13 protein-coding genes and 1 pseudogene are annotated in these 13,065 nt (G+C 62.9%); 11 read left to right on the top strand and 3 right to left on the bottom strand.

The window, feature by feature from the left end; genetic code table 11:
* Nucleotides 1-508: 508 nt before the first annotated feature.
* Both ACZ7KI_RS33035 and ACZ7KI_RS33030 read left to right on the top strand, forming a co-directional pair.
* Nucleotides 509-1,360 carry a helix-turn-helix domain-containing protein gene (locus ACZ7KI_RS33035; RefSeq protein ID WP_470276955.1) on the top strand — a complete coding sequence of 284 codons (852 nt, stop codon included), beginning with the start codon at nucleotides 509-511 and terminating at the stop codon, nucleotides 1,358-1,360.
* Between the two features lie 41 nt (nucleotides 1,361-1,401).
* On the top strand, nucleotides 1,402-1,641 hold the full coding sequence (locus tag ACZ7KI_RS33030; RefSeq protein WP_470276954.1) for a DUF397 domain-containing protein: 240 nt from the start codon (nucleotides 1,402-1,404) through the stop codon (nucleotides 1,639-1,641).
* 87 nt (nucleotides 1,642-1,728) lie between these two features.
* On the opposite strand, the gene hisS is transcribed toward ACZ7KI_RS33030, so the two are convergent.
* The 3 genes from hisS to ACZ7KI_RS33015 form a co-directional block, all read right to left on the bottom strand.
* Nucleotides 1,729-3,030, bottom strand: coding sequence for a histidine--tRNA ligase (gene hisS, locus ACZ7KI_RS33025; protein WP_470276953.1), 1,302 nt, complete (start codon nucleotides 3,028-3,030; stop codon nucleotides 1,729-1,731).
* Nucleotides 3,031-3,167: 137 nt separating this feature from the next.
* Entirely contained in the window at nucleotides 3,168-4,349 is a 1,182-nt protein-coding gene (locus ACZ7KI_RS33020; RefSeq protein ID WP_470276952.1) for a tRNA lysidine(34) synthetase, read from the bottom strand.
* Between the two features lie 66 nt (nucleotides 4,350-4,415).
* On the bottom strand, nucleotides 4,416-4,571 hold the full coding sequence (locus ACZ7KI_RS33015) for a hypothetical protein (RefSeq protein ID WP_470276951.1): 156 nt from the start codon (nucleotides 4,569-4,571) through the stop codon (nucleotides 4,416-4,418).
* 259 nt (nucleotides 4,572-4,830) lie between these two features.
* Here ACZ7KI_RS33015 and ACZ7KI_RS33010 point away from each other — a divergent pair.
* The 9 genes and pseudogenes from ACZ7KI_RS33010 to ACZ7KI_RS32970 all read left to right on the top strand — a co-directional run.
* Nucleotides 4,831-5,016: pseudogene (locus tag ACZ7KI_RS33010) on the top strand (helix-turn-helix domain-containing protein); the annotation flags it as partial.
* Nucleotides 5,017-5,169: 153 nt separating this feature from the next.
* Nucleotides 5,170-6,009: an XRE family transcriptional regulator gene (locus ACZ7KI_RS33005; protein WP_470277033.1), complete on the top strand. Its 840-nt coding sequence runs from the start codon at nucleotides 5,170-5,172 to the stop codon at nucleotides 6,007-6,009.
* Nucleotides 6,010-7,182: 1,173 nt separating this feature from the next.
* A complete protein-coding gene (locus tag ACZ7KI_RS33000) occupies nucleotides 7,183-7,716 on the top strand; it encodes a hypothetical protein (RefSeq protein ID WP_470276950.1) in 534 nt (177 codons plus the stop codon).
* A gap of 711 nt (nucleotides 7,717-8,427) precedes the next feature.
* Entirely contained in the window at nucleotides 8,428-8,847 is a 420-nt protein-coding gene (locus ACZ7KI_RS32995) for a hypothetical protein (protein WP_470276949.1), read from the top strand.
* A 26-nt stretch (nucleotides 8,848-8,873) separates the two neighbouring features.
* Entirely contained in the window at nucleotides 8,874-9,680 is an 807-nt protein-coding gene (locus tag ACZ7KI_RS32990; protein WP_470276948.1) for a helix-turn-helix domain-containing protein, read from the top strand.
* Between the two features lie 131 nt (nucleotides 9,681-9,811).
* Nucleotides 9,812-10,735: a bifunctional DNA primase/polymerase gene (locus ACZ7KI_RS32985; RefSeq protein ID WP_470276947.1), complete on the top strand. Its 924-nt coding sequence runs from the start codon at nucleotides 9,812-9,814 to the stop codon at nucleotides 10,733-10,735.
* A gap of 288 nt (nucleotides 10,736-11,023) precedes the next feature.
* The gene (locus ACZ7KI_RS32980; RefSeq protein ID WP_470276946.1) at nucleotides 11,024-11,821 is read left to right on the top strand and encodes a S1 family peptidase; all 798 of its coding nucleotides are present in this window, start codon (nucleotides 11,024-11,026) and stop codon (nucleotides 11,819-11,821) included.
* Nucleotides 11,822-12,053: 232 nt separating this feature from the next.
* Nucleotides 12,054-12,521, top strand: coding sequence for a hypothetical protein (locus ACZ7KI_RS32975; protein WP_470276945.1), 468 nt, complete (start codon nucleotides 12,054-12,056; stop codon nucleotides 12,519-12,521).
* 9 nt (nucleotides 12,522-12,530) lie between these two features.
* Nucleotides 12,531-12,989 carry a hypothetical protein gene (locus tag ACZ7KI_RS32970; RefSeq protein ID WP_470276944.1) on the top strand — a complete coding sequence of 153 codons (459 nt, stop codon included), beginning with the start codon at nucleotides 12,531-12,533 and terminating at the stop codon, nucleotides 12,987-12,989.
* Nucleotides 12,990-13,065 lie beyond the last annotated feature (76 nt).

Genomic DNA, 13,065 nt, shown 5'->3' with positions numbered 1-13,065 from the left:
ACCAACTAAGAAGATTCGAGCAAGGCTCAGCACTCGTGCCTTCCGCTACCCAGCCGACCCGCACTAGTCAGCCTTGGCTGAATTCGGGCTCGCCGAATTCTTGCACCAAGCAGGTCACCAAACCGGACGATGACACTTAAGCCCTGCGGGAACCGAGAGCGCACCGCAACCATCCGGTCGTCAGCGTCGACGACCTACCAAGTAACCGACATCGCGGGCCATCGCGATGTCGACCACCTAACCCAGGAGGTGCGGAAATTCCGCTCCAGCGACCCCGGTTAGCTCCACGACGCCTCGGCAAGTTCGAGCCGAAACGAACGGGACGCCCGGCCCCAGCCTGACACCGGTGGTAACTTGTGTACTCAAGGCAACTCCTTCCTTCAAGGAGTTGGAAAGCTTGCGCGAACGCCGACCACGTTAACTTGTGTACTCAAGTTAACTAAGGGCCCGAATGGGTGAATTGCGGCTACCTGCTGTAGCAGGACACCCTGTGGAGGTGAAGGACTCAGTGACGCAGCACCTGCCGTTGCCACCGACCGTCATGAAGATCGTCCTTGGCAACCAGCTGGCTCGGTTGCGCGAAGTCGCCGACGTGACGCAAGACGACGCGGCGACAGTGCTCGGATGCTCGCAGCAGAAGATCGCACACATCGAGAACGGCAGCGGGATCAAGCTGATCGAGCTGAACGCGTTGCTCGACCGCTATGGCGCGAACGAATCGGACCGCGCTTACACGCGGGATCTTCAGGCCGAGAGCGCCCGCCGGACCAAGCGCAGCGCGTTCAGCACCAGGTTCCGCCAGTACCTGCGACTCTTGATCGACATGGAGCCCAGCTGCACCAGGTACTCCTCGTATCAGGCACTCGTGGTGCCGGGCCTCCTGCAGACGGAGGACTATATGCGCACCAACGCCCGGGCCTGGCGCCCCTCGCTGACGGCCGATGAGATCGACAGCTACGCCGCGAATCGTCTTGCGAGACAGGATGTGCTGGACAACACCAACCAGCACTTCTGGTTCATCGTGGACGAGGCCGCGCTCCGCCGAACCGAGGGCGGCGCGGTCATGAAGGCGCAGATCAACAAGCTCATCGAGGTCATCGATCGCCCGAACATCGAGCTGCAGATCGTGCCGTTCAACGCCGGCTACTACATGGGGCAGGGGCACGATTACACCGTCTTCGGCTATGACACGACACCGCCCATTGACATCATCTACCTCGAACACCACGACGGCGGCGAGTACATCGAGAACAGCAAGCGCACGGCGCAGTACCTCAAGCTGTGGGACTACCAGAAGGCGGCAGCCAGCGGGCCCGAGCAGACCCGCCGAACCTTGCTCGACCTCGCCTCGTCGTTGTAGCCGAGCTACACCTCGAGAACAGAAGGGGCACGAGCGAGTAGATGAAGATCCAGAACACGCACAAGGATCACCTCAACACCACCTTCACGAAGTGGGAGAAATCCCCGCTGAGCAATCCGCCCGACAACCAGTGCGTCGAAGTCTCCTTCACCAGCGACGCGGTCGGGCTACGCGACAGCCGCAACCCGAATGGCTTCGTGCTGGTCTTTGATCACGGTGAGTGGGATGCGTTTGCAGAAGGCGTAGCCAGCGGGAAACTCCGCCCGCCGAAGACGAGCTAGTACACCAAGGGTGTATTAGCAGGTCCACGGATGAAGGGGCCCCGGCGTCGGGGTATGACGCCGGGGCCCCTTCATCCGTGGGGCCGCTTACGGTTCCGCGGATGCTCGCTGTGCTAGTGCAGCAGGAACGTCGACGAAGCGGATCTGCGCCTGTTCGCCGGACACCATGTCCCGCACGGTCACGGCGCCACTGTCCTGTTCGTCCGGCCCGTAGAGCAGGACCCAGCGGGCTTTCTGGTCGTTGGCCCATTTCATCTGCTTCGCCAGCTTTCCCGACGAGCCCAGGTAGACACCCGTCCGGAGCCCGCGGGCGCGCAGCTGTCCGGCGAGGCGCACGATCTCCTCTTCCGCGCCGAGCACGGTCACGGCGACGTCGAGTCCACGTTCGGCCGGCGCTTCGGCTTCCTGGATCGCGAGAATGCGTTCCAGGCCGATTGAGCCGCCGCAGGCGGGCATGTCAGGTCCGCCGAGCTTGGCGACCAGCTGGTCGTAGCGACCGCCGGAGGCGATCGAGCCGGGGAACCCTTCCGCGCTGACTTCCCAGATGGGGCCGGTGTAGTAGTCCAGCCCGCGCACCATGCGCGGGGTGAACCGGACCCGGCCTGCCGGTAGGTCGGCGGTGAGGGCGAGCAGGCGGTCCACATCGGCTAGACCAGCCCGGCCGCGTTCGGTCGTGGCCAGCCGTGCCCGGACCTGCTCGCCGTCGGGGGCGATCACGTCGGCGACCAGGCCCTCGGCGACGGCCGTGGACAGGCCCCGGTCGACCAGCTCGGCGACCACGGCTTCCGGCGTGGCTTTGTCCAGCTTGTCCAGTGAGCCGAGCACACGCGTGCCCTGCTCGTCGGGGATTCCGTAAGCCTCCAGCAGCCCGGCCAGGGCCAGCCGGGAGTTGAGCTGGAACGTGAAGTCCTGGACGCCGAGCGCCTCGAGTCCGGCGTTGATCGCCCACACGATCTCGGCATCCGCCAAGGGAGACGCGGAGCCGAAGATGTCGATGTCGCATTGGACGAACTCGCGGAACCGACCGCGGGCCGCCCGGTCCGCGCGCCAGACGTTATCGATGACGTACCGCTTGAACGGCATCGGCAGGCGGCTTCCGTGGGTGACCACCGCGCGGACGGCCGGGACGGTGTGGTCGTAGCGCAGCGCGAAGTCCGCCTCGCCGCTCGCCGCTTTCGCGCCCCGCTTCAAGATCTTGAAGATCAGTGAGGAGGCTTCTTCGCCGAGCTTCCCGGCGAAGACTTCCAGGCGCTCGAACACCGGTGTCGTCAGCGGCTCAAATCCATGATGCTCGAAGATCGTGCTCACCGTGTCGAACGCGGCCTTGCGTCGGCGAACCTCGTCGCCGACGAAATCACGTGTTCCTGATGGTGGCTCGACCTTCGCCATGAACCGTCCCTCGTGCGTTGGTGGGTTGGGTGGCCATTCTGGCCGAACACCCGACCCGGTGACGGGACCGGCCCCCAGGGACGTGGTCACGCGAGGGGCACGCGTCCACGCCCTGGGGGCCGGTTTCCCGCGCCCGGTCAGGCAGCCTCTCGCCAGTCGGCGAAGTATTCGCGCAGCAGGTCAAGGACTGGACGCTCGCCGTCCAGGTCGCTCATGCCGGTCCGCATCAGCGGTGTGCCCTCGATCGACGTCAGCCGCTCCCAGCCGTCGGTCTCGTTCATGAGCTTGGAGACGCCCTTGAGCAGCGACAACGACAGCTGCGGGTACAGGGCATCCAGGGCGTGCGCCAGGACGTAGATCGCCGACCGCTGCGGCGTCGTGGAGTCCACCCGCTCCTTGTAGTTGCTCGCGCTGTAGCGCGGATAGCAGGCGTCGAGCAGGTGCTTCGGGAACTCCCACAGCGGGAACAGGCAGCGCACACCACCCATCCGCCGGACCGGGTACGTCAGCGGCGGCCTGCCGTTGAGCAGGCAGAACAGCAGCTCGGCCGTCAGGTCCTCGCGGTTGTAGCCGACCGCGAGGTTGCGGATCTCCCGGTCCTCGCACATCCGGCGACCAACCAGGTTCACGAAGAACGTGCCAAAGAAGTGGACCACGTCCGGCCCGAAGTCCCGCCGGAACCGGTCCCACAGATCTTCCGGGCCTTTCGTCATGCCGAGCAAGTCGGCCATGTCCTGGGCGTAGAGCACCACATGCTCGAACCCGGCGTCCTCGCACAGCTCACGAGCACGATCGACTGCGGACTCCGGCCACAAAGGCTCCATCGCCAGCGTGAAGCAGACGACGTCGCGACCGGCCTTCTTGAGCCCCTTGACCAGGGTGTTGCTGTCCCCGCCGCCGGAAATACCCGCCAGGATCGTGCCCCCGACGTCGTACTGACTCAGAAAATGCCCGATCCGGACCGCCACCATCTCCCGCAACGTGTGCTCATCGACCAGATGGACCCGCGCGACCGGATCGTGAGCGCCCACGTCGAGATCCGGCACCGCCGCCACCGGCCTATCGTCCCGCGCCACGAGGTCAACCGCCGGTGCCCGGAGCGTGGTGATATCGGTGTTCCGGATACACCGCAGAACGATCTCGCGATCCGCCGGCACCTCTGCCAAGACCGAAGTCATCGGTACAGCCTGAAGCTCGCCCGCCCCATCGGCCACATAGGCTTGGAACAGCCCCGGCGGCATCCCATTCGCCAGCAGCATGTCCGCCAACGACAACTCACCCGGTGCCTTGAGGGACCGCGAGCCAGCAGTGAACTGCATGCTGACACGTCCCCAATCATCAGTGGTCATCAAGAAGTACGCCTCCCAGCTCGCGGTCCAGCAGCCCTACAGGTGCGCGGTCAGCGCGACCGGCGTCAAGAACTCCTCCAGACGCCGAGGCGTCATCCGATCCAGACCACACCGGACCGGCACCGGCTCGCCCACCAACGCCGCCAGCTCACCCACCTCCAGCACCTCGACCGAATCGACTACCTCCGCCACCGGGACACCAACAGTTGCAGGCACCTCGGACCTCCAATACACACTCGGGGAAGGAACCTCGAACCCAATCGAACGTAGCCAGACGATCACCGCGTGTGAACAGCTGGCGGGCAATACGAAAAGCGCAGTCGGCCACGATCAACGCATTCCGACTACCTACGTTGACCAGGCAAAACCCCGGCACCCTGTGTCGAACCAGGCAGCCGTGTACCGTGGAATTACAGGTATTGCACACGCCGCATTACGGAGAGTAGCGGTCATGACTACACCAAGCATCGGAAGAACGCTGCGGAAGACTCGGGCCGACCGAGGACTCTCGCTGGAAGTCGTCGCTGGACGCGCAGGCATCACGGCCGCATACCTCTCGATGATCGAGCGGGGTATACGCACGATTGATCGACGCTCTCTGATCGTCGCCCTCGCAGACGCCCTCGAGGTGGCTCCCTCAGAAATAGCGGCAGAACTAGTCGCACCAGAAGGCGCCATGCCTCAAGATAGGCGCCTAGCGGATGTTCGCAGGGCACTTATGGCAGTAGGCGTTGACGAGCCTGAGGGCGCAATTGTCCCCGCAGAAGTTCTGCAACAGCGGGTAGACGAAATGATCAAAGCTAAGCACGAATGCAATTACGATTTTATGGGCCAGCACCTTGCCCCATTAATTCGCGATGTTCATACCACGCTCAAAGCTAACCGCAACGAACGCGAGGTAATGCGCATCGCGGTTTCCCTGCACCTTCAGGGAACTCAGGCTTGGCTCCCGATCGCAGGAGCCTCGCCAGATCTTTCCTGGGTGGCAGCTTCGTTTGGACAGCAGGTTGCCGAGCGCCTCGATGAACCCGTATGGACGGCGCTCGCCACCTTTGGATCAGTTCATGGCCTGATTGAATCAGGCGCGTACAAGACGGCCGAAAAGGCGCTCGCAGCCGCCAATGCAGGCACTGGTTCACATGAGGCCATTGTGGCCACCGGCATGATCGATTTGGCCACTTCCCTGTTAGCTGCTGCGAAGCGGGATGACAGCACCCGCTCAGCATCGCTCGAAGAAGCGGCGGAATTGGCGGGGCAACTTTCGATGCCTGACCCGTGGTTCGGGTTCAATTCGGCGAACGTAGGCCTGTGGAAAATGTCGGTCTCGCTCGAAGCGGGTGACCACGTCGGCACTGCGGATATCGCACGGAAGATCGATCCTGCACAGCTTCCATCCGACTTTCGACGGGCGAACTATTGGGTCAACTATGGCAGGGCCCTAGCGAAGCTTCCTCGGCAGCGGCCACGTGCAGTCACTGCACTACGTGAAGCCGAGAAGATCGCTCCTGCTCGCGTTCACAGGAACGGCTTCGCCAGGCAAACGCTTGGAGAACTGGTTGCGCGGGCAAAGAAGGACGCCGTAGGGCGGGAACTTCGGGCGATGGCCTATCGCTCCGGACTGCCCGTTTAGCCCGATCGGGCGACCTTAACACCGTGTTAAATTATTTAAGTTGAGTGGCAGCACGGTAGGTAGGTGGTTGATCTTCAAGCGCCTACCGTCGTTCTTGCGGTCATGCTGGCCGCCGCCGTGCTGCCACTGCTCAGCACCTTATGGAGCTGGCTACAGCAGCGATACTTCTTCAGGCGGCCCCTTGTGCCGCCTCACGTGCTTGCCCCTTCCAGCGAACGTCTACCTCGCGATGATGCCGGCGGTCCCTCGGCGGCGATGATCACAAGGGCGCCTAGCCGAATCGTTCCGGTTGCCCGTCGCGCCGCGCAGCATGGTCGTGGACGTGATCGCCGATGACGACTGCACCCGAGTCTCCTCTTGCCTTTCTTTGGGTAACGCCTGACTTCGACCAGTTATCGGCCCTTGTGTCGCGAGGCTGGATCTTCACTCCTGGATTCGATGACGAAGGACGTCTCGACCGGGTGAAGGGAATCTTCATCTGGCTTTCCGATGGCATTATCGACGCAGTTCGGTTCAAGAGCCGGAACGACTGCGGGGCCATGCGGTGCGAACGCGCTGGCGGCGGTTTGCTCTGGGAGAAGGAAGGCTCCGTAAGCTACGTTCTTGGTGAACTTTCTGCGCTGCCCGCACCGAGTGACCCACTTGCTCCGAAGCTTGTTCGGGGAACTGCTCCGCGGTTGTGGACCCCATGATGAGGTACTGGCGTCGTCGTCAAGCCAGGCAGATGGTTGCGATCGGAGCCGCTTGCCGTGAGCTTAACGAGCTACCTCATCCGAGGTGCGCGGGCACGATGGAGGGACGCGACAAGCTGGTCTCGATACAGGGTTCCGTTCGAGATGCCATCCGTTTGACGCGGCGTCGATCGCCGGTTAATAAGATGCTTCGCGAAGCTGATGCTTGGCTTTCGCATTGGCTGGACTTCATTGAGAACGATGGGCATCGGACCTCGATCCCGCATCTGACAAGTCTTTATCGTCAAATGGTTATCCGCTTACTGACCCTGGCTGAACAACTGGCTATAAAGGACAAGAACACTTAGGCGCACTGCCCGCAGTAAATGCACCTGACCTGGCTCGGTCGCCAGGCCCCCCGAGCGGCCGAGACAGCGCCCCGCCCGTTTGCTTGAGTCGCCAAGTGGCGGGCGGGGCAACCAAAACCACGCGGAGAACGCGCATGACATCTGACGTGCCGAACCTTAGTCTCGACTGGGCCTTAGCGCATCTTCCGATGAGCGAGATTCGTAGGCACCATGTCTACGGACCGTTGATGCTTCGTCGAATTGTGGCCGAGTACGACGAGAACGTTGAAATGAGCACGCACATGATCGCAGCGAAATACAAGGTGTCTTCAACTTGGGTCGCCAATGTCATCAATGAGTCCGATGTCCAGATGCGCACCCAAGGACCAAGGCGCACTCCGAGACCATACACCGACACGGAATTGAGGCATGACTATGAAGTGAGAAATCTGTCGGTGCGCAGCATTTCAGAGAAATACTCACTCAAACTAAACCTGGTATACCGCGATATTACACGACTGCGAATCGTGCTCCGCAGCGTGAATGAACAGGCAAAACTGGATCGAGAACGTGAAATAACAAGAGCGCCTTTGCAGCGTGAAGCGAGCAGTGTTGACAGCGTTAGTACGGAGTCGATTCGGTTTAACGTGCAGCCAGATCGCTCGTCAAGGACGCCTGTAACTGTGTGACGTTTACGAAAGTCTGACCTCACTCATCGAGAAGTATTCACGAGAAAGCAAAATATAACGACCACTGCTGGAGTGCCTGCCTTAATACATGCTTGCTCCGCTCAAGGCAGGGAACGCCTTGCGACGCGGCAAGAGCCGATGAGTCGGGCTGTTACCTGCAGCATAGATTCCATACGGGAGATGCAATGAAGCAGTACATCGAGGATTTGCCGTGGAATGAGTTCGGACCTGTCAATGATGTCTATATGAGCTTTCGCGGCTGGAGGTTACGTCACTCTTCGCACGCCAATTCTCAAAGCTTCGATTTCCCGCCCGGCCTTCAAGGTCTCTTGGAGCACAGGGAGGCGGCCACATTGGGAACGGCCCTTGTGGCCAATCTTGAATGTCATTTCACGCGCACGCCGAGCGGGCTGCACCTCAGAATGGTCACGTGCGGAGTACCCGGCGGATGCCGGGACCACCTGAGCGTGTCGTTCAGGTGCACCATGCGCCAGCTCCGATCGCTGGATCAACTCCTAGGGACCGTAGAGAAGCAGGCAGCGACCCGGATCCCGATCGAGTTGTCGAACTGCCTGGTGTTCGGAGACTGCGGAGTAAAGGTATTTGAGCAGTTGGCCGCTGCTGCGACCAGGTGCGAGCTGGAGCCGGTCTAGATCATGGCACTGGGGGCTGGGGTCAATGGACTGGTTCTCCCGGCCAGCGGAGCGGACCGTGGTCTTCTGGCCCGTCGGGAGAACACTGGAACCGGACGAGAGCTACTTGTTCCCGCCACTTCGCGCGCGCAGCTTGCATAAATGGATCGCCAACCAGCAGTGGCCGATCGAAGACAAGGACGGTCCACCGGACGCGGAAGCGTTGCAACGCAAGAGTGCCAAGGAACGCCCATTCACCTACCCGGGCCCAGCTTCATCGGGTCCGACCGACAGCAGGGTCATCGTGAGTTCATCTAGGAAGAACCGAAGGCTGTCTACTCAGGACAGTCGTCATCTGGAGTGGGCGAATCAGCGATTGCAGGGTAAGGAAATCGCGGAGATCGCGAGCGAAGCCGACGTCAGCTACGCCGAGGTACGTGAGGCGCTGGATGCACTGTGGGTACTGAATGACCAGAGCCGAGACCGAGGTGGCCGATGACAAGGCAACCAGAAATTTGCAACGATGTGCCCACCACGGGGCCAGCGGTCGACAGCTTCCAGGTGGCATTTTCCGAAGCGTGGTTCAACCTGGATACCACGATCGACGAGATCAAGACGAAGTTCGAGATAGGCAGCACGAGCCTGTATCGACATGTCTTCGTCTTCGGCCTGCCGAAGCGACCTCTGCTGAACAGCAACGGGAAGCGGCAGCTTCGGGATCTGTTCTGCCACAACCAGAAAACGGTGAACGAGATCGCGGAAGCCCTCGGGCACCGACCGATCGCGATCACAAGTGCACTAGAGTTCCACGGGCTCCTCCAGAAGGCCGACAGCGACCACGAGGCGTCGCTTGTCCCTCCCAGTGCAACCGCGGGCGACGTTCAGAAGGTTCTCGGGCGCGAGCTACGAGCACTGAGGAAACGTCGCAGGTGGACCCGGAAGGTCCTTCTGGAGCGACTAAAGTCCGACGTGTCGTTGCAGACTCTCGCGACGTACGAGCTGGGCACACGACAGACTTCCGTGACGCGTCTCTTCGAGTTGTGCCTCGCGATGGACGAGCGCCCAGCTGATCTCATCGAGAGAGTCCAGCGTCAGGTGTTCGTGGACACTCCAGTACGGGTCCACCTGGACCTGCGGAAGGTCGCCGACGACGAACGACCCGAGCTGGAGCCTCTCCGGCGCTGGGCCACGACCCTGCTCAACCAGGAGAAGCCCGTCACGACGTTCCTGCTGGAGGGCCAGGCTTTCCTCAGCCTCGCCGAGCTATGCGAAATCCCCGTACTTGACCTCGAAGCCATTCTCAGAACGATGGTCACCGGAGATGCCCTGTGAGCCCCTTATGACTGGCGGGCTTGCCATCCTCAGGCCCGCCTCGGTGGCGTCCCCGACCATCTTTCACGCCATGTCGGGACGCCGCCCCCAGACGAAGGCGAGCTCCTACAAGGAACTCTCGTGACACTCCGATGGCTAGTCCCCTCGTATGCGCCGACAGCGAGCGGGCACGCTTGGCGCCGGGACGAACTCGCCGGCATCACGAAGGCGTTGTGTGGATTCGAGTGCCACGAACGACATCTCGAAAGCTTTCGGCACATGCGCCTATGCCCGCGCTGCGTCGCGACTGCCCGCCGTGCGGGATACGGAGACGCTGTCGTCCGGCGAGCCGGGCACAGGATGGCGACTCACGCTGTCGCTGCACTGCTCGTCGTAGTCCTCATCGCCACCCTCGCCATCCTGATACTGAGCTAGGAATACGAATGCGGAACAAGAACGACAACTCACCAGTATGGAGGGCCGCACGCCTCGCCGTCAGGCGCGGCTGGCCCGTCACCCCCGCAACCTTCCCCGACCCAGCCTCCCCGGCTGCTGCTGATGGTGCCGCCTGTAAATGGCTGGGATTCCCAGGGGCCGCGTGTCTTCAACCCGTGCTGCCTACCTGGTGGAGGCGACCATTGTGGACGCCCGCAGCCGTCGACTCGTGCTGGTCGACGGTGCCCTACGGCGCACTGCTCGTCTGCGGCCATGGAGTCGATGCACTCGAACTTCCTGCCAGCACCCTCGACCGCATCACCGCCACCATCCCGGAGATCATGCGGTCCTATCCGGTCGTCGCACTTCCCCGAGGACAGCGCATCATCCTAACCTCGGGCACGAATCCCCGCTCACACGAAGCGCTACCTGAAGGATGCCGGTGGAGGGCAGGCGCGAGATGGGTGCCGTTGCCGCCGACCTTAACTTCCCCGTCTGCCTCGGTGACATGGAAAAACCCGCCGGACGAGAGACTGGCACTTCCCGAGCCTGCCGACCTCCTCCAGGCCATCGCGGAATACCACCAGCCCCGACGAGCCGTGGCGACGCCCTCTTCGGCCGCGGCGAAAGCCAATGCCTAGCCATGACACCGTCCGGATGTCTCCACCTCGTCACTATCGAAGACACCCAAACTGGAAGCGGTGTCGTTTGGTGATCTCCACTGGCGATCAGCGGGCACGCGGACCTCCCACACAAGCTGACCGGAAATACATTGTGGAACCTTATGACCTCAATTTCAGACAGGAAGCTTTCTGGTGAATAGAAATACCTTGTTGCTTGCCGCCGCCGCGATGGCAAGCATCACGGCCGCGCTTATCGCTCCGAAGGTTTCGGCTGTTGCCGACACAGCTCCGCCGTCGATCGAGCCGATGCTGATCGGAGGCCATCCGGCTGTGACCGCGCCGCCGGGGATCACCTCGCTGCAGTACGACGCACCCGAGCACGGTGAGCAATACGTCGATTACCACACTTGCGGCGGCAGCCTGGTGTTCCGCGGCTGGGTATTCACCGCCGCGCACTGCGTCATGGATCCGCCCACCGAGGCGGCAGCCCGAGCGACAGCCATCCAGTGGTTCAACTCCGGCTCGGCGCCGATCCCGACCGCGGACAAGAAATTCCACGTCCGGGTCGGCAGCCTCGACCGGCTCGCCGGTGGAGAGACCGCGTCGGTGAGCAAGATCGTGATCCATCCCGGCTGGAAATGGGGCGAAGGCGCGCCGAAGAAGAAGGTCTTCGACGCCGCGATGCTCAAGCTCGACCACCTGCTACAGCAGCCGACCGTCCAGCTCGCCCGCGACGCTGCCCGGCGTGGCGACAAGATCTCCGTATACGGCTGGGGCGTGACCGAGCCTGACAGCACCCGTTCCGGTCTGCCGAGGCATCTGCAGCAGCTCGACACCCGTGTCACCGCGCCGTCGCGCTGCGCGACAGCGTTCCTGTCCAGCGCCGAATTCTGCGGCGATAACCCCTCCGGCACCGACGGCAGCTGCTACGGAGACTCCGGGACACCCGCGCTGGCCACCATCGACGGCATACCCCAGCTCGTCGGGACCGCCAGCCGGTCAGCCGACCCCAGGTTCTGTGGAACCCAGCCCGACGTCTTCACCAGTGACCCGGAGCTGCGGGACTGGATCTACCACGTCGCACGCACCGGCAACCCCGCCTGACAACCGATCCCGGTGTGCCGCCTCCTCACGCGTGGAGGCGGCACACCTCATCTTCCCGGACACCGACGCCGATGAACGTCTCAGCCAGAACAACACCAGTCAGCCAAGGCCGATGACGAGTTACCGGTCCACCGCATCGCCACGACGTCGCCGACACACACACCCGCCGCTGGGGCTGTGCGTCCGCTACCAGGCTGGCGCCACCCTGCGAGAGCTCGCGGGCCTCTACGGCATGACTGTTTGGACCGTGCTCGCCTTCCTGGTCGCGGACGGCGTCCAGATCCGTCCCCTTGGACGCAGAAGCCGGACACCACCCGAGGCTGCCACTGCGGCCGTGGACCGCCATCCCTCGGGAGGCGGAACAGCCGTACTGGCGACCGTGCACCCGCTGCACCCGCACCCCCGGCACCGTGAACCACAGCTCGGCATGGACGCGCTGACCCGGCCGCACCTCGACCTCGACCTGCCGTTCGAGCTGGGCGCGAGGCAGCTCCTCGCAGCAGCCGCTCCAGGCCAACAGTGCGTCGGCTTCACCGCCCGGTATGAGCTGCACCAGGTCGGTGAGAACCCGATGCCGATTCGAGCCGGCGAGTACACCGCGGTCCTGACCCGATGCGGACACATCGGCCTCGTCGACGCACCCCTGCCACCAGACGCGCAGCTCTGCGCCGAATGCCACCGTGAACCGCACACCCCATGAGAGACCACTGTGCCGAACCCGCTCCCGTACGACCCGACGGACGACGACGCCGCCGAGCACTACATCCGCGAAGCCCTCACCCGGTCACACCACGGCAGATGGGAAGCCCTGCTCGCCGACGACCGCGTCACGCAGACCTACCGCGTACTCAAAACCATCGAAGCCAACGCGAGCCACGCAGCCACACTCCGCCGCGACAAGATCAAACTCGCCGATAAGCAACGCGCCGCCGGGCTCATGACCGCTGTCGAGCACGTCAGCCAATATCGCGAGTTCACCGCCTGGCGTGAACGCGCCAGTCTCTTCAACACCGTCCTGCACCAACACCTCGCTCTAGCCGCCGACCGAGTGCGCCACCTTCACCGCGACGCCGTCGTGGAGGCCCTACGGCACTCACTGCTGACGCTGGCGGTCGCCGTCGACGACCACCGCCAAACCCACAGCGGCGATGGGCGTGACCCGTTTTGACGGACATCCAAGATCAGGAGGCTGTGTGCCTCCGGAAGGATGTCCCTCATCATGGAGACTATGGGCAAGAAGAAGT

The organism is Amycolatopsis sp. NPDC039088 (assembly GCF_055598845.1).
This window is presented reverse-complemented; position numbering and strand designations above follow the sequence as displayed.

Coding starts and splice junctions, on each gene's coding strand:
- ACZ7KI_RS33030 (WP_470276954.1), top strand. CDS start 1,402: ATGAAGATCCAGAACACGCACAAGGATCACCTCAACACCACCTTCACG.
- hisS (WP_470276953.1), bottom strand. CDS start 3,030: ATGGCGAAGGTCGAGCCACCATCAGGAACACGTGATTTCGTCGGCGAC.
- ACZ7KI_RS33020 (WP_470276952.1), bottom strand. CDS start 4,349: ATGCAGTTCACTGCTGGCTCGCGGTCCCTCAAGGCACCGGGTGAGTTG.
- ACZ7KI_RS33005 (WP_470277033.1), top strand. CDS start 5,170: ATGATCAAAGCTAAGCACGAATGCAATTACGATTTTATGGGCCAGCAC.
- ACZ7KI_RS33000 (WP_470276950.1), top strand. CDS start 7,183: ATGACATCTGACGTGCCGAACCTTAGTCTCGACTGGGCCTTAGCGCAT.
- ACZ7KI_RS32985 (WP_470276947.1), top strand. CDS start 9,812: ATGGCTAGTCCCCTCGTATGCGCCGACAGCGAGCGGGCACGCTTGGCG.
- ACZ7KI_RS32980 (WP_470276946.1), top strand. CDS start 11,024: ATGCTGATCGGAGGCCATCCGGCTGTGACCGCGCCGCCGGGGATCACC.
- ACZ7KI_RS32975 (WP_470276945.1), top strand. CDS start 12,054: ATGACTGTTTGGACCGTGCTCGCCTTCCTGGTCGCGGACGGCGTCCAG.